Origin of the sequence: Streptomyces sp. NPDC050315, from assembly GCF_040655775.1 — a bacterium.
Taxonomy (GTDB): domain Bacteria; phylum Actinomycetota; class Actinomycetes; order Streptomycetales; family Streptomycetaceae; genus Streptomyces.
On record NZ_JBFAKN010000005.1, the window covers coordinates 192,428 to 208,525 of the forward strand.

11 protein-coding genes are annotated in these 16,098 nt (G+C 69.4%); 8 read left to right on the forward strand and 3 right to left on the reverse strand.

Annotation, left to right across the window (positions count from 1 at the left end):
• Positions 1-42 precede the first annotated feature (42 nt).
• The 4 genes from metH to AB0I82_RS19775 all read left to right on the forward strand — a co-directional run bounded on the left by metH (position 43) and on the right by AB0I82_RS19775 (position 8,131).
• Complete coding sequence (gene metH / locus AB0I82_RS19760; RefSeq protein ID WP_363258591.1) at positions 43-3,555, forward strand: methionine synthase; 3,513 nt, start codon at positions 43-45, stop codon at positions 3,553-3,555.
• A 163-nt stretch (positions 3,556-3,718) separates the two neighbouring features.
• Complete coding sequence (locus AB0I82_RS19765) at positions 3,719-4,420, forward strand: HAD family phosphatase (RefSeq protein WP_363258592.1); 702 nt, start codon at positions 3,719-3,721, stop codon at positions 4,418-4,420.
• 385 nt (positions 4,421-4,805) lie between these two features.
• Positions 4,806-6,413, forward strand: a complete 1,608-nt coding sequence (locus AB0I82_RS19770; protein WP_363258593.1) for an ABC transporter substrate-binding protein — start codon at positions 4,806-4,808, stop codon at positions 6,411-6,413.
• Positions 6,414-6,544: 131 nt separating this feature from the next.
• Complete coding sequence (locus AB0I82_RS19775) at positions 6,545-8,131, forward strand: ABC transporter substrate-binding protein (RefSeq protein ID WP_363258594.1); 1,587 nt, start codon at positions 6,545-6,547, stop codon at positions 8,129-8,131.
• Positions 8,132-8,245: 114 nt separating this feature from the next.
• Here the strand turns inward: AB0I82_RS19775 and AB0I82_RS19780 are convergent, their stop codons facing one another.
• A complete protein-coding gene (locus AB0I82_RS19780; protein ID WP_363258595.1) occupies positions 8,246-8,917 on the reverse strand; it encodes a response regulator transcription factor in 672 nt (223 codons plus the stop codon).
• Positions 8,914-9,867 carry a RecB family exonuclease gene (locus AB0I82_RS19785; RefSeq protein WP_363258596.1) on the reverse strand — a complete coding sequence of 318 codons (954 nt, stop codon included), beginning with the start codon at positions 9,865-9,867 and terminating at the stop codon, positions 8,914-8,916. The genes AB0I82_RS19780 and AB0I82_RS19785 overlap by 4 nt, the downstream gene beginning before the upstream one ends.
• A 136-nt stretch (positions 9,868-10,003) precedes the next feature.
• Here AB0I82_RS19785 and AB0I82_RS19790 point away from each other — a divergent pair, with 136 nt between their 5' ends.
• From AB0I82_RS19790 to AB0I82_RS19800, 3 genes are all read left to right on the forward strand, one after another.
• The gene (locus tag AB0I82_RS19790; RefSeq protein WP_363258597.1) at positions 10,004-11,410 is read left to right on the forward strand and encodes a site-2 protease family protein; all 1,407 of its coding nucleotides are present in this window, start codon (positions 10,004-10,006) and stop codon (positions 11,408-11,410) included.
• 187 nt (positions 11,411-11,597) lie between these two features.
• Entirely contained in the window at positions 11,598-12,596 is a 999-nt protein-coding gene (locus tag AB0I82_RS19795) for a tRNA (adenine-N1)-methyltransferase (protein WP_363258598.1), read from the forward strand.
• Positions 12,597-12,896: 300 nt separating this feature from the next.
• On the forward strand, positions 12,897-13,514 hold the full coding sequence (locus tag AB0I82_RS19800) for a hypothetical protein (protein WP_363258599.1): 618 nt from the start codon (positions 12,897-12,899) through the stop codon (positions 13,512-13,514).
• A gap of 127 nt (positions 13,515-13,641) precedes the next feature.
• Here the strand turns inward: AB0I82_RS19800 and AB0I82_RS19805 are convergent, their stop codons facing one another.
• Positions 13,642-13,935, reverse strand: coding sequence for a ferredoxin (locus tag AB0I82_RS19805; protein ID WP_030252045.1), 294 nt, complete (start codon positions 13,933-13,935; stop codon positions 13,642-13,644).
• 252 nt (positions 13,936-14,187) lie between these two features.
• On the opposite strand from AB0I82_RS19805, the gene arc reads away from it, so the two are divergent.
• Positions 14,188-15,954 (forward strand): proteasome ATPase, encoded by a 1,767-nt coding sequence (gene arc / locus AB0I82_RS19810; RefSeq protein WP_363258600.1) that lies wholly within the window; start codon positions 14,188-14,190, stop codon positions 15,952-15,954.
• Positions 15,955-16,098 lie beyond the last annotated feature (144 nt).

The window sequence follows — 16,098 nt, forward strand, 5'->3', positions numbered from 1 at the left end:
AGGCGCAAAGCCGACAGCCGTCGCAACCACGGGAGCAGCTCCATGGCCTCGCATACGCCCACGACCACACCCTCAGCCCGCATCGACGCCTTCCGTGAGGCCCTCGCCTCGCGCGTCGTGGTCGCCGACGGAGCCATGGGCACCATGCTCCAGGCCCAGGACCCCACCCTGGACGATTTCCAGCAGCTCGAGGGCTGCAACGAGATCCTCAACATCACCCGCCCGGACATCGTCCGCTCCGTGCACGCGGAGTACTTCGCGGTGGGCGTCGACTGCGTCGAGACCAACACCTTCGGCGCCAACCACGCGGCGCTCGGCGAGTACGACATCCCCGAGCGGGTCTACGAGCTGTCCGAGTCCGGCGCCCGCATCGCCCGCGAGGTCGCCGACGAGTTCACCGCGTCCACCGGCCAGCAGCGCTGGGTCCTGGGCTCCATGGGCCCCGGCACCAAGCTGCCCACCCTCGGCCACGCCCCGTACCGCACCCTGCGTGACGCCTACCAGCAGAACGCCGAGGGCATGATCGCCGGCGGCGCCGACGCGCTCCTGGTGGAGACCACCCAGGACCTGCTGCAGACCAAGGCCGCCATCCTCGGCGCCCGCCGCGCCCTGGACGCCACCGGCACGAACCTGCCGGTCATCTGCTCCGTGACCGTCGAGACCACCGGCACCATGCTGCTGGGTTCCGAGATCGGCGCGGCGCTCACGGCCCTGGAGCCGCTGGGCATCGACATGATCGGCCTGAACTGCGCGACCGGCCCGGCCGAGATGAGCGAGCACCTGCGCTACCTCGCCCGCCACTCCCGCGTCCCGATCTCCTGCATGCCCAACGCCGGCCTGCCGGTCCTGGGCAAGGACGGCGCGCACTACCCGCTCACCCCCGGCGAGCTGGCCGACGCGCAGGAGACCTTCGTCGGCGAGTACGGCCTGTCCCTGGTCGGCGGCTGCTGCGGTACGACGCCCGAGCACCTGCGCCAGGTCGTGGAGCGGGTCCGCGGCGCTGCCCCCACCGCGCGCGAGCCGCGCCCCGAGCCGGGCGCCGCCTCGCTCTACCAGACCGTCCCCTTCCGCCAGGACACCTCCTACCTGGCGATCGGTGAGCGCACCAACGCGAACGGTTCGAAGAAGTTCCGTGAGGCCATGCTGGACGGCCGCTGGGACGACTGCGTGGAGATGGCGCGGGACCAGATCCGCGAGGGTGCGCACATGCTGGACCTGTGCGTGGACTACGTGGGCCGGGACGGCGTCGCGGACATGGAGGAGCTGGCGGGCCGCTTCGCCACCGCCTCGACCCTGCCGATCGTGCTGGACTCCACCGAGGTGCCCGTCATCGAGGCCGGCCTGGAGAAGCTGGGCGGCCGCGCGGTCATCAACTCGGTGAACTACGAGGACGGCGACGGCCCGGAGTCCCGCTTCGCCAAGGTCACCGCGCTGGCCAAGGAGCACGGGGCGGCGCTGATCGCGCTGACCATTGATGAGGAGGGCCAGGCCCGCACGCCGGAGAAGAAGGTGGAGATTGCCGAGCGGATCATCGCCGATCTGACCACCAATTGGGGCATCCGGGAGTCGGACATCCTCATCGACACCCTGACCTTCACCATCTGTACCGGTCAGGAGGAGTCCCGCAAGGACGGCATCGCGACGATCGAGGCGATCCGGGAGCTGAAGAAGCGCCACCCGGACGTGCAGACCACGCTGGGCCTGTCCAACATCTCCTTCGGCCTGAACCCGGCCGCGCGCATCGTCCTGAACTCGGTGTTCCTGGACGAGTGCGTCAAGGCGGGCCTGGACTCCGCGATCGTGCACGCGTCGAAGATCCTGCCGATCGCGCGCTTCGACGAGGAGCAGGTCAAGGTCGCGCTGGACCTGATCTACGACCGCCGCAGTGAGGGCTATGACCCGCTGCAGAGGCTGATGGAGCTCTTCGAGGGCGCCACGGCCAAGTCGCTGAAGGCCGGCGCGGCCGAGGAGCTGGCGCAGCTGCCGCTGGAGGAGCGCCTGCAGCGCCGCATCATCGACGGCGAGAAGAACGGCCTGGAGGAGGACCTGGACGCGGCCCTCCAGGACCGCCCCGCGCTGGACATCGTCAACGACACCCTGCTCGCGGGCATGAAGGTGGTCGGCGAGCTGTTCGGCTCCGGCCAGATGCAGCTGCCGTTCGTGCTCCAGTCCGCCGAGGTCATGAAGACCGCGGTGGCCTACCTGGAGCCGCACATGGAGAAGGTGGAGGGCGACGAGGGCAAGGGAACGATCGTGCTGGCCACCGTCCGTGGCGACGTCCACGACATCGGCAAGAACCTCGTCGACATCATCCTCTCCAACAACGGCTACAACGTCGTCAACCTCGGCATCAAGCAGCCGGTCTCCGCGATCCTGGAGGCCGCCGAGGAGCACAAGGCCGATGTCATCGGCATGTCCGGGCTGCTGGTGAAGTCCACGGTGATCATGAAGGAGAACCTGGAGGAGCTGAACCAGCGCAAGCTGGCGGCCGACTTCCCCGTCATCCTCGGCGGCGCCGCGCTGACCCGCGCGTACGTGGAGCAGGACCTGCACGAGATCTATGAGGGCGAGGTCCGCTACGCCCGCGACGCGTTCGAGGGCCTGCGCCTGATGGACGCCCTGATCGCGGTCAAGCGCGGAGTGCCGGGCGCGACCCTGCCGGAGCTCAAGCAGCGCCGCGTGCCCAAGCGCGACACCGCCGTACTGGAGGTCGAGGAGCCGGAGGGCTCGGTCCGCTCCGACGTGGCCACCGACAACCCGGTCCCGACCCCGCCCTTCTGGGGCACCCGCGTGGTGAAGGGCATTCAGCTCGCCGACTACGCCTCCTGGCTGGACGAGGGCGCGCTGTTCAAGGGCCAGTGGGGCCTGAAGCAGGCCCGTACGGGTGACGGCCCGACGTACGAGGAGCTGGTGGAGACCGAGGGCCGGCCGCGGCTGCGCGGCTGGCTGGACAAGCTGCAGACCGGGAACCTCCTCGAAGCGGCCGTGGTCCACGGGTACTTCCCCTGCCACTCCAAGGGCGACGACCTCATCCTGCTGAACGAGGACGGCACCGAGCGCACCCGCTTCACCTTCCCCCGGCAGCGGCGCGGCCGCCGGCTGTGCCTCGCGGACTTCTTCCGCCCGGAGGAGTCCGGCGAGACCGACGTGGTCGGCCTGCAGGTCGTCACCGTCGGCTCGAAGATCGGCGAGGAGACCGCGAAGTTGTTCGCGGCCGACTCCTACCGCGACTACCTGGAGCTGCACGGCCTCTCCGTCCAGCTCGCCGAGGCGCTCGCCGAGTACTGGCACGCCCGGGTCCGCGCCGAACTGGGCTTCCAGGGCGAGGACCCCGCCGAGATGGAGGACATGTTCGCGCTGAAGTACCGCGGCGCGCGCTTCTCCCTCGGGTACGGCGCCTGCCCGGACCTGGAGGACCGCGCGAAGATCGCGGACCTGCTGCAGCCCGAGCGGATCGGTGTACAGCTCTCGGAGGAGTTCCAGCTCCACCCCGAGCAGTCCACGGACGCCATCGTCATCCACCACCCGGAGGCGAAGTACTTCAACGCTCGCTGAGACCTCGCTTGGGGCCCGAAGCCGGGCTTCCGGTCGAGGACGAGAGCGTACGGACCGGCACAGTCGTACACTTATCGGTCCGGTAGCGGCCGGTCGTCTTCCCCGCAGGGGAGGCGGCCGGCCCTTTTGTCCCTCCGGGGACCCCTGCAACGGAGGTGTACGGATGACCAGCAGCATCCCCGCCGTCGGCACCCGAACGGCCGAAGGCTCCACCCTCCAGGCCGTCTTTCTCGATCTGGACGGCACCCTCGTCGACACCGAGAACTTCTGGTGGGAGGCAGAGGCCGAGGTCTTCGCCGACCTGGGATACGTACTGGACGAGGCGCACCGCCAAGTGGTGGTCGGCGGGCCGATGTCCCGCAGCGCCTCGTACCTGATCCAGGCCACCGGCGCGACGATCGCGCTCGCCGAGCTGACCGTGCTGCTCAACGCCCGCTTCACCGAGCGGATCGCGCGCGGCGTGCCGCTGATGCCGGGCGCCCGCCGGCTGCTGGCCGAGCTGGCGGCCCATCAGGTGCCGACCGCGCTGGTCTCCGCCTCGCACCGCGACATCATCGACCGCATGCTCGACTCGCTCGGCGCGGAGAACTTCCATCTCACGCTGGCCGGCGACGATCTGGCGCGCACCAAGCCGCACCCGGACCCGTATCTGACCGCCGCCGCCCGGCTCGGGGTGGACCCGGCGCGCTGCGCGGTCGTGGAGGACACCGTGACGGGCGTGACGGCGGCCGAGGCGGCCGGCTGCCGGGTGGTCGCCGTGCCGTCGGTACTGCCGATCGAGCCGGCCCCGACGCGGACGGTCGTCCCATCGCTGGAAGAGGTCGATCTGCCTTTTCTGCGGGCCCTCATCACGGAAAAACGATGACCGTGCACTGAGCGTTGTGGTGAGAAAGGCCGAACGGGGTCGGAAGGGACGCTGAGGAGTGGTCCGCTCATTTTCCGTGACGAATACCGGTGCTGAATTCCCATGTCACCGGTTGCATGGAAATCCGTGACGTTTGTCACGCGCCGACCCATCGACAAGTGGGGCGAAAGGTGTTCCATGAGGGTGGTGAGGGGGGCCGGGCGGGGGTAAGTGTCCGCATTGGTCAATCGGCGTACGAATCGTTCCAGTGTCCGGATATCGGTCACCCCAGGAGTGTTATCTGGGCGTGATATGCGCTCAACTCTGCTGTGTCACGGACCCCCAGACCGTTCCTACTAATGTCGACGCGAGCAACACCTCTGCGCTGATAAGGAACCTGCCGACGATGAATCGCACGACCTTGGTGCTGCCGGTCCTGGCCGGTCTGCTCGTCCCCGCACTGGCCGCCTGCGGAAGCGGCGACAGCGCGGACGGGGACGGTGAGGCGATCGTCGTGGGGACCACCGACACCATCGAGGCGTCGAAGGCGGCCCCGGCCCCCTTCGACCCCGTGCAGACCTACGACGTCGGCGCCTGGAACGTGCTGCGCGGCACCTTCCAGACCCTGATGCGGCTGCCCCGTACCGGTAACGCACCGGTTCCCGAGGCGGCCCGCTCCTGCGGCTTCCGCGACACCCAGAACGAGCAGTACCGCTGCACCCTGCGGGACGGCCTGAAGTTCAGCAACGGCGACTCCCTCACCGCCACCGACGTGAAGTTCTCCGTCGAGCGGATGCTGCGGATCAACTACGCCAACGGCCCGGTGTCGCTGATGGACAACATCGACACCGTCGAGACGGCAGGGAAGCACGAGGTGGTCTTCCACCTCAAGAAGCCCGACGCCACCTTCCCGCAGAAGCTCGCCACCCCCGCCGCCGCGATCGTCGACCACAAGGTCTACCCCCGCAACGCCCTCTACAAGGGCTTCGACCTGGTCGGCTCCGGCCCGTACCAGCTCGAGGCCGAGCACAGCGGCAACCGCGTCACCAAGGCCGTCTTCACCCGCAACCCCGACTACAAGGGGGGCATCGAGCCGCAGAACGACAAGGTCGAGATGCGGTTCTTCAAGGACTCCGATGCCATGGAGAAGGCGCTGCGCAAGGGCGACATCGACCTGATGAACCGCAGCCTGTCGCCGCATCAAGTGCAGGGCCTGGAGAACGCCCGGAGCTCCCACGTCGCCCTCCAGGAGATGCCCGGCCAGGAGATCCGCTACCTCGCCTTCAACACCGACGCGCCCGCCGTCCGCAACAAGGCGGTGCGCCAGGCCATGGCGCAGATGGTCGACCGTTCGGCGCTGGTCCGCGATGTGTACGCGCACACCGGCGACCCGCTGTACTCCCTGGTGCCGCCCGGCACCACCGGCCACGTCAACTCCTTCTTCAGCAAGTACGGCAACCCCGACCCCGCCGAGGCCAAGCGCATCCTGCAGCGCGCCGGCATCGACACCCCGGTAAAGCTCACCCTCGCCTACACCACGAACCACTACGGCTCGATCACCGAGGACGAGTTCAAGGAGCTGCAGAAGCAGTTGAACAAGGACGGCGTCTTCGACGTGACCCTCAAGGGCGTGGACAACTGGCAGACGTTCCGCGAGGACTCCGCCAAGGGTGAGTACCCGGTCTGGGGCATGGGCTGGTACGCCGACATCCCGGACGCCGACAACTACCTCGCGCCGTTCATAGGGAAGGGCAACTTCCTCGGCTCCCCGTACCGGAACCACCGGATCGAGGACCAGCTGATTCCGGCCACGCGTCAGCAGACCGACCGCAATGCCGCCGCCGGCAGCTTCAAGCAGGCGCAGAATATTGTGGCCGACGACGTTCCCGTCCTGCCCCTGTGGCAGGGCAAGCAGTACGTCGCCGCGCGCGACGACATCACCGGCGTGGAGTGGGCGCTCAACTCCTCCTCCGCGCTGCAGATCTGGGAACTGGGCCGCGGCGTCGCCGACTGACGCCCGAGCAACGGCCGGCCGGCGCCCGCACCACGGGCTCCGGCCGGCCGGCCCGCAGAGCGGGTTCCCCGCTCATCGGCCGACGGCCTCGTCGGCAGGCAACCGCGACACCAACTGTGAGGAACGCGCACGTGAGGAAACGTGACCAGCTGCTCGCCGCCCCCTTGTGTGCGGGGCTGGCCGCAGCCCTGCTGGCAGGCTGCGGCTCGGGCGACGACGAGGGTGCCGGGGTCGGTGAACCCGTGGTCATGGGCATGACGGACAAGATTCAGTCGATCGACCCGGCGGCCGGCTACGACCCCGGCTCCTGGCTGCTGTTCAACAATGTCTTCCAGTCCCTGATCAGCTTCCCCAAGGGCGGCACCACCCCCCAGCCGGAAGCCGCCAAGAGCTGCACCTTCACCGACACCAGCAGCAAGGTCTACCGCTGCAAGCTCAAGGACGGCCTGAAGTTCAGCAACGGGGACGCCCTCACGTCCAAGGACGTGAAGCACTCCTTCGACCGCACCCTGCGGATCAACGACAAGAACGGCCCCGCCGTCATGCTCGCCGGGCTCGACAAGATCGACACGCCCGACGACAAGACCGTCGTCTTCCACCTCAAGACGCCCGACGCGACCTTCCCCATGAAGATCGCATCCGGCGCCGGCTCCATCGTCGACCGCAAGGAATACCCGGCCGACAAGCTCCGCACCGACGGCGAGGCCATCGGCTCCGGCGTCTACAAGCTCGACAGCTACGGCAAGAAGCAGGCCGTCTTCTCCGTCAACGGCTCCTACAAGGGCCCCGCCAAGGTCAAGAACTCCGGCATGACCATGAAGTTCTTCGACTCCCAGACGGAACTGAAGCACGCCGTCCAGGACGGGAAGGTCGACGTGGCCTACCGCGGCCTCGCCAACAAGGACATCGCCGACCTGGACCACGCCGTCGACAGCGGCCGCACCCAGGTCGTCGAGGGCGACAGCGCCGAGGTCATGCACCTGGTCTTCAACATGAAGGACCCGGTCGCCGGCGAGCTCGGCGTCCGCAAGGCCATGGCGTACACCATCGACCGCGCCTCTCTCGTCCGCGACGTCTACCAGCGCACCGTCGAACCACTCTTCTCCATCGTCCCGGCCGGCATCACCGGCCACACCACGGCCTTCTTCGACACCTACGGCTCCCGCCCGCAGCCCGACAAGGCCGAGGAGGCGCTGCGCTCCGCCGGCGTCCAGGGCAAGGCGAAGGTCACGCTCTGGTCCACCCCGACCCGCTACGGCCCCGACACCGACGCGGCGGTCCAGGAACTCGCCCAGCAGCTCAACGCCAGTGGCCTCTTCGACGCCAAGGTCAAGAGCGTGCCGTTCGAGGAGTACGAGAAGGGCGTCGCCGACGGCAAGTACGGCGTGTACGTCAAGGGCTGGGTCCCGGACTACCCGGACCCGGACAACTTCACCCAGCCGTTCTTCGGCAAGGGCAACGTCCTGAACAACGGCTACGACTCGAAGCGCATCACCGAGAGCCTGCTGCCGAGGACCGCCGCCGAGCCCGACCGCGGCGCCACCAAGAAGGACTACCGCGAGGTGCAGCAGACCGTCGCCGACGAGCTGCCGCTCCTTCCGCTGTGGCAGGGCAAGCAGTACGCCGTCGCCCGGGACACCGTCTCCGGCCTGGAGTGGACGCTGGACTCCTCGACGGTCTTCCGCTTCTGGGAGATCAGCAAGAGCGCGGAGGAGTAACCGGACCGCGGCCGTCGGCCGCAACGACACGGGGAAGGCCCGGCGCGATCACTCGCGCCGGGCCTTCCCCATGCGTCCGGGGCGTGCGCGCCGGGCCTTTCCGCGTGTGCGGGGTTACTGCGCGCCCGGGCGCACCAGCCCGCTCTCGTACGCGTACACCGCGGCCTGCACCCGGTCCCGCAGGCCCAGCTTCGTCAGCACATGGCCCACATGCGTCTTCACCGTCGTCTCGCTCACGAACAGGTCCGCCGCGATCTCCGCGTTCGACAGGCCCCGCGCGACCAGCTTCAGGACCTCCACCTCGCGCTCGGTGAGCGTGCCGAGCGCGTCCGGCACCGGCTCCTCGCCCGACGGCAGATGCGTCGCGTACTTGTCCAGCAGCCGGCGCGTGATGCTCGGCGCGAGCATCGCCTCGCCCGCCGCCACCACCCGGATGGCCTGCACCAGCTCGTTCGCCGGGGCGTCCTTGAGCAGGAAGCCGCTGGCGCCGGCCCGCAGCGCCTCCACGACGTACTCGTCCAGATCGAACGTCGTCAGCACCAGGACCTTCGCCGGGCCGTCCTTCGCCGGACCCGTGATCCGGCGGGTCGCCTCCACCCCGTCCATCCGCGGCATACGGATGTCCATCAGCACCACGTCGGGCTGCAGCGCCCGCACCTGATCCAGCGCCTGCACGCCGTCACCGGCCTCGCCGACGACCGCGAGGTCCTGCTCGGCCTCCAGGATCATCCGGAAGCCCGTACGCAGCAGGGGCTGGTCGTCGACCAGCAGGACGCGGATAGTCACGAACTCTCCTTCGATTGGCCTGCTGCCCCATTCTGCCCTGCCGCGTCCGGTCCGGGCGGCGGTCCCGGGATCACCGGCAGCGTCCCTGCTGCGGCCTCCGCGCCCGGCCCCAGCGGATACGGCGGGGGAGTGCCGCCGAACTCCGGACACACCGCCTGGTGGTCGCACCAGTTGCACAGCTTCGTCGGCCGCGGCCGCCAGTCGCCCGAGTCCGTCGCCTTCTGGATCGCGTCCCACAGCGCCAGCAGCTTGCGCTCCACGGCCAGCAGATCCGCCTCGGACGGGTCGTACGTCAGCACATCGCCGCCGCCCCCCAGATACACCAGCTGCAGCCGCCGCGGCAGCACGCCCTTCAGCCGCCACACCACCAGCGCGTAGAACTTCATCTGGAAGAGCGCGCCCTCGCTGTACTCCGGGCGCGGGGCCTTGCCCGTCTTGTAGTCGACGATCCGGACCTCGCCCGTCGGCGCCACGTCCACCCGGTCGATGAAGCCGCGCAGCTGCAGCCCTGATTCGAGCACCGTCTCCACGTACAGCTCGCGCTCCGCCGGCTCCAGGCGCGTCGGGTCCTCCAGCGTGAACCAGCGCTCCACCAGCCCCTCGGCCTCCGCCAGCCAGCGCGCGAGCCGCTCGCCCTCCGGATCGTCCGCGAACAGCTCAGCGAGCTCCGGACGCTTCTCCAGCAGCTTCTGCCACTCGCCCGGCACCATGGACCGCGCGCTCGGCGCCGTACGCTCCGCCGCGGGCGCGTCGAAGAGCCGCTCCAGGACCGCGTGCACCACCGTGCCCCGGGTCGCCGCCTCGCTGGGCTTCTCCGGCAGCTTGTCGATCACCCGGAAGCGGTACAGCAGGGGGCACTGCATGAAGTCGCTCGCGCGGGAGGGCGACAGCGCCACCGGGCGCGCCGGAGCAGGCGCGGCCCGTACGGCCTTCTCGGTGCTCGTGTCCATAGCCCTAGACCCTACGGCCCGCCACTGACAACCCTCCGCATACCATCGACGGCGGACCGCTTCGCCCTGCATGATCGTGGTATCGGGCCGGACAGACCGGTCAGGAGCGAAGGCCGTACACCGACGAGGGGACGCCGTGGACGAGAGCGGGAAGCCGCAGGGCCCGCAGGACGCCCAGGAGTCCGCCACCGCACCGGACACCGCCAAGGAGGCGGGGCCGGAGGCCGGCAAGGGCCTGCCCGAACGGACGCCGGACGAGCCGAGCGGCACCGATACCGGTACTGCTGGGGAGAACGCGTCCGGTACCGGTACTGCTGCGGAGAGCGCGTCCGGGAAGTCGCGGCGCGGCGCCACGCCCGGCTCCGTCGACGGCGCCGCCAACGGACGCCGCGGCATCGGCGGCGGCATCCTCATGGGCAAGCCCTTCGGCGTGCCCGTGTACGTCGCCCCCAGCTGGTTCCTCGTCGCGGCCCTCATCACCTGGGTCTTCGGCGGCCAGCTGGAACGCGTACTGCCCGAGCTCGGCGGCGCCCGTTACCTCGTCTCCCTCTTCTTCGCCGTCGCCTTCTACGCCTCCGTCCTGGTGCACGAGCTGGCGCACACCGTTGCCGCGCTCCGCTTCAAGCTCCCCGTGCGCCGCATCCAGCTCCAGTTCTTCGGCGGCGTCTCGGAGATCGAGAAGGAGTCCGAGACCCCCGGCCGCGAATTCATCCTCGCCTTCGTGGGCCCGCTGCTCTCCCTCGTGCTCGCCGGCGTCTTCTACGGCGCGATGTACCTCGTCGAGCCCGGCACCGTCCCCGGCGTCCTGATCGCCGGCCTGATGATCTCCAACCTCATCGTCGCGATCTTCAATCTGCTGCCCGGGCTCCCGCTTGACGGCGGCCGGATGCTCCGCGCCGTCGTCTGGGCCGTCACGGGCAAGCCGATGACCGGCACCGTCGCCGCCGCCTGGGTCGGCCGCGCACTGGCCGTCGCCGTCCTCATCGGACTGCCGCTGCTCACCCACACCGGGGCGCTGGGCAACGAACGCCCCGACATCGGCGGCGTCGACTCCCTCACCGACGCCCTGCTCGCCGCGATCCTCGCCGCGATCATCTGGACCGGCGCCGGCAACAGCCTGCGCATGGCCCGGCTCCGCGCACACCTCCCGGACCTCCGCGCCCGTACGCTCACCCGGCGCGCCGTCCCCGTGGAGTCGCACACGCCGCTCTCCGAGGCGCTGCGCCGGGCCAACGACGCGGGCGCCCGCGCGCTGGTCGTCGTCGACGGACACGGCACACCCACCGCCGTCGTCCGCGAGGCCGCCATCGTCGGCATCCCCGAACACCGCCGCCCCTGGGTCGCGGTCAGCGGCCTCGCCCAGGACCTCAAGGAGGGCATGCGGGTCCCGGCCGAGCTGGCCGGCGAGGACCTGCTGGACCACCTCCGCGCCACCCCGGCGACCGAGTACCTCGTCGTGGAGGACACCGGCGAGATCTACGGCGTCCTCTCCACCGCCGACGTCGAAAAGGCCTTCGTGGCAGCGATGGCCCGCCCGTCCTGACCCGACCCGGGGCGCACCGTCGCACACTCCGCTTCCGCCCGCCCCCCTCCCGGGTAACCCCCAGCCGGGGGGCCGCGCCTGTTCGACCCGCCCCGTATGCGCCGCGCCCGCCCCGGCCCGCCCTGTAAGCCCCGCCCCCCGCCCCGCCCTGGTACGGAGCGCTCCCCACGCCCGGTAGGCTGGTCACATGTCCGAACCGACCGGTGCCGCCCGCCGTCGCGGGCCCTTCAAGGTCGGGGACCAGGTCCAGCTCACCGATCCCAAGGGTCGCCACTACACGTTCACGCTCGAAGCGGGGAAGAGCTTCCACACCCACAAGGGAGCCTTCCCCCACGACGAGCTGATCGGCGCCCCCGAGGGCAGTGTTGTCCGTACCACCGGGAACGTCGCCTACCTCGCGCTGCGCCCCCTGCTCCCCGACTACGTCCTGTCCATGCCCCGCGGTGCCGCCGTGGTCTACCCCAAGGACGCGGGGCAGATCCTGGCGATGGCCGACATCTTCCCCGGCGCCCGCGTCGTCGAGGCGGGAGTGGGATCCGGGTCGCTCAGCAGCTTCCTGCTGCGCGCCATCGGCGACCAGGGCATGCTGCACAGCTACGAGCGGCGCGCCGACTTCGCCGAGATCGCCACCCAGAACGTCGAGCGGTACTTCGGGGGCCCGCACCCCGCCTGGACGCTCACCGTCGGTGACCTCCAGGACAACCTCTCCGACACCGACGTCGACCGCGTCATCCTGGACATGCTCGCCCCCTGGGAGTGCCTGGACGCCGTATCCAAGGCGCTCGTCCCCGGCGGCATCCTGTGCGCGTACGTCGCGACGACCACGCAGCTGGCCCGCACCGTCGAGGCCATCCGCGACCACGGCACCTTCAACGAGCCGTCGGCCTGGGAGACCATGGTCCGCACCTGGCACGTCGAGGGCCTGGCCGTCCGCCCCGACCACCGCATGATCGGCCACACCGGCTTCCTGCTCACCGCCCGCCGCCTCGCGGACGGCGTCGAGCCGCCGCTGCGCCGCCGCCGGCCCGCCAAGGGCGCGTACGGCGAGGACTACACCGGCCCCGGTGGCCAGTCCGCGCCCGCCGAGGAGCAGCCGGTGCACAAGAGCCCGGCCCAGAAGCTCCGCGAGAAGAAGGAACGCGAGCAGCGGGAGCAGCAGGCCGCCCAGGACGCCGCCGAGAGCTGACGCGCTCGCGGCCGTACTGAGCCGCCGAGAGCTGAGGCACTCGCGGCCGTACTGAACCGAACCGCACGGCGCCGCCGGTGAGTTCCCCCAGGGAACCCCGGCGGCGCCGACGCGTTTCCCGATATGGCCGTGTTTCTGGAGATGTGGGAACTACCGCTGTGGGCCCCGCGTTCCAAGGGCAAGGACCGAGTTCCTCAAGTTTTCTTCTTGGTCCGGACTTGTTGGTTCCGTGACGGGGCGTCGTGTGGAACGATGCCGGGCAACCCCCACCGCCACAGCTCTTCCCAGGAGTTATTCCGCGTGCAGTCCTTGGCAGGCCCGGACCTTCCGCACACCGGCACGACCCCCATGCAGTGGCTCGCCACCGCGACCGCCGTCGCCGGTGTGGTGGCCCTGGCCTCCTTCGTCCAGCCCGCCGGCGCCGCGGTCCCCACCGCCTCCGCCGCGACCTCGGCCGCCGGCCGCCCCGCCCCCGCGGCCACAGCCCCGGACGCCGGCGCCGCCCATTACCCGCTCGACTGCGGACCGAACAAGGTCGATGTGGCCGACGAGCTCTCCGGCGATCTCGACGGCGACGGCGGCCCCGAGACCGTCGCCGTGGTCCGCTGCCACGCCGAGATGGGCACCCCGCCCAGCGGCGTGTACGTCCTCGCCGCACCGTCCGTGAAAGGCGCCGCGCCGCGCGTCGTGGCCACTCTCGTCGACCCCGCCGACAAGCTGAGCGTGCGGGACCTCACACTGACCGGCCGCGCGCTGAGCGCCACGCTCTCGGGATACTCCAGCACCGACGTGCCGCGCTGCTGCCCCGATGTCCACAAGGCCGCCAAGTGGCAATGGCAGAACGGCAAGTTCGTCCAGAGCGAACTTTCCGCCGGGGAGGACGCGGAGGGCGGGCTTCCGGCCGCCCGGGGAGTCTGATCGCGCCACTGCGTGACCGCGGCATCACCGCGCGTCCGGCCGTCGGTTTCCGGCCGGACGCGCTTCGTTGCTCTCTGTTGCCGGGCCGCCCGTCCGGTTACCCGGCGTCCCGCTGCCCGGCGGCCGGTTACTCGGCGTCCGGCCCGTACACCTCGGCCTTGTCCGACACGCGGCGCACGTGAATGCAGTCGCCTGGGCACTCCTTCGCGGAGTCCCGCACGTCGTTGAGCAGCGGCAACGGGACCGGCGTGGTGGCGCCCTTGTCCTGCAGCAGCTCGTCGTCGGCGCTCTTCACGTACGCCAGCCCGTCGATGTCGAGCTCGAAGACCTCCGGCGCGTACTGCGCGCAGATGCCGTCCCCGGTGCAGAGGTCCTGGTCGATCCAGACCTCGAGCTCGGTGGCTTCTTCCTGGGCGCTCATCTCGCCTGCCGTTCCTGCGTACGTTTAACCGATGTTGTCTAAGTAGTGCCAGCACTGACGGGTGTTGACCGTGTCGACGATACAACCGGTCGCTTTCCGATGTTGTCGGGTGGGTATCACCCCAGGGTGAGGACGTGCGCAAGGGTGAAGATCGGACACACCCCGACAGTCTTTTCGATCTAGGGGTTTCAACCTGCACCGGCCCAGGTAGGGTCAGGAAGCGTCCAGCTCCCCTTGGAGGAGGTGAGGACCGTGGCAGCCCACGACGACGACATCAACCGCGGCATCCGGCCGGGGCGGGGGTCTGAAGACCCTGCCGGCCAGGTTGCCTATCTCGAGCAGGAGATCGCCGTCCTGCGACGCAAGCTCGCCGACTCTCCGCGTCACACGAGGATTCTCGAAGAGCGGATCGTCGAGCTGCAGACCAACCTGGCCGGCGTATCGGCTCAGAACGAGCGACTCGCCAACACTCTCCGTGAGGCCCGCGACCAGATCGTCGCGCTCAAGGAGGAGGTCGACCGGCTCGCTCAGCCGCCGGCCGGCTTCGGTGTCTTCCTGCAGGCGAACGAGGACGGCACGTGCGACATCTTCACCGGAGGCCGAAAGCTCCGCGTGAATGTCAGCCCGAGCGTCGAGCTCGAAGAGCTCAGGCGTGGCCAGGAGGTCATGCTCAACGAAGCGCTCAACGTGGTCGAAGCCATGGAGTTCGAGAGCGCCGGGGACATCGTCACCCTCAAGGAAATCCTGGAGGACGGCGAGCGGGCCCTGGTCATCGGGCACACCGACGAGGAACGGGTGGTGAGGCTCGCCGAGCCGCTGCTGGACATCACCATCCGCCCCGGCGACGCCCTGCTCCTCGAGCCCCGCTCCGGCTACGTCTATGAAGTCATTCCCAAGAGCGAGGTCGAAGAGCTGGTCCTCGAAGAGGTACCGGACATCGACTACACCAAGATCGGCGGTCTGGGCGGCCAGATCGAGATGATCCGGGACGCCGTCGAGCTCCCGTATCTCTACCCCGATCTGTTCAAGGAGCACGAACTGCGCCCGCCCAAGGGCGTCTTGCTCTACGGCCCGCCCGGCTGCGGCAAGACGCTCATCGCCAAGGCGGTCGCCAACTCCCTCGCCAAGAAGGTCGCCGAGGTGACCGGCAAGCCCGCGGGGAAGAGCTTCTTCCTCAACATCAAGGGCCCCGAGCTCCTCAACAAGTACGTCGGCGAGACCGAGCGGCACATCCGCCTGGTCTTCCAGCGGGCGCGGGAGAAGGCCAGCGAGGGCACGCCCGTCATCGTCTTCTTCGACGAGATGGACTCCCTCTTCCGCACCCGTGGCTCGGGCGTCAGCTCGGACGTGGAGAACACCATCGTCCCGCAGCTGCTCTCCGAGATCGACGGCGTGGAGGGCCTGGAAAATGTGATCGTCATCGGTGCCTCGAACCGTGAGGACATGATCGACCCGGCGATCCTGCGGCCCGGCCGACTCGACGTAAAGATCAAGATCGAGCGTCCGGACGCCGAAGCCGCCAAGGACATCTTCTCGAAGTACCTCACCGACCGGCTCCCGCTGCACTCCGACGACCTCGCCGAGCACGGCGGCTCGAAGAAGGCCGCGGTCAGCGGCATGATCCAGTCGGTCGTCGAGCAGATGTACGCGGAATCGGAGGAGAACCGCTTCCTGGAGGTCACCTACGCCAACGGTGACAAGGAAGTCCTGTACTTCAAGGACTTCAACTCCGGCGCCATGATCGAAAACATCGTCGGACGCGCCAAGAAGATGGCCATCAAGGCATTCCTCGAACAGAACCAGAAGGGTCTCCGCGTCGCCCACCTGCTCCAGGCATGCGTGGACGAGTTCAAGGAGAACGAGGACCTGCCCAACACGACCAACCCGGACGACTGGGCCCGCATCTCCGGCAAGAAGGGCGAGCGGATCGTCTACATCCGCACCCTCGTCACCGGCAAGCAGGGCGCGGACACCGGTCGCTCCATCGACACGGTGGCGAACACCGGACAGTACCTGTAACACCGCTCACCGGCTGCGGATGTCCCAGGCGGGGCGTCCGCAGCCGGACGCTTTCCAGGGGCCGGGACGCACCCTGGAGATCCCCCGGCGGAACAGGGAAAACCGGACTGGAGCAATGACTGTAATGATCTCCCCAGCGCCGCA

Coding starts and splice junctions, on each gene's coding strand:
- metH (WP_363258591.1), top strand. CDS start 43: ATGGCCTCGCATACGCCCACGACCACACCCTCAGCCCGCATCGACGCC.
- AB0I82_RS19765 (WP_363258592.1), top strand. CDS start 3,719: ATGACCAGCAGCATCCCCGCCGTCGGCACCCGAACGGCCGAAGGCTCC.
- AB0I82_RS19770 (WP_363258593.1), top strand. CDS start 4,806: ATGAATCGCACGACCTTGGTGCTGCCGGTCCTGGCCGGTCTGCTCGTC.
- AB0I82_RS19785 (WP_363258596.1), bottom strand. CDS start 9,867: ATGGACACGAGCACCGAGAAGGCCGTACGGGCCGCGCCTGCTCCGGCG.
- AB0I82_RS19795 (WP_363258598.1), top strand. CDS start 11,598: ATGTCCGAACCGACCGGTGCCGCCCGCCGTCGCGGGCCCTTCAAGGTC.
- AB0I82_RS19805 (WP_030252045.1), bottom strand. CDS start 13,935: ATGAGCGCCCAGGAAGAAGCCACCGAGCTCGAGGTCTGGATCGACCAG.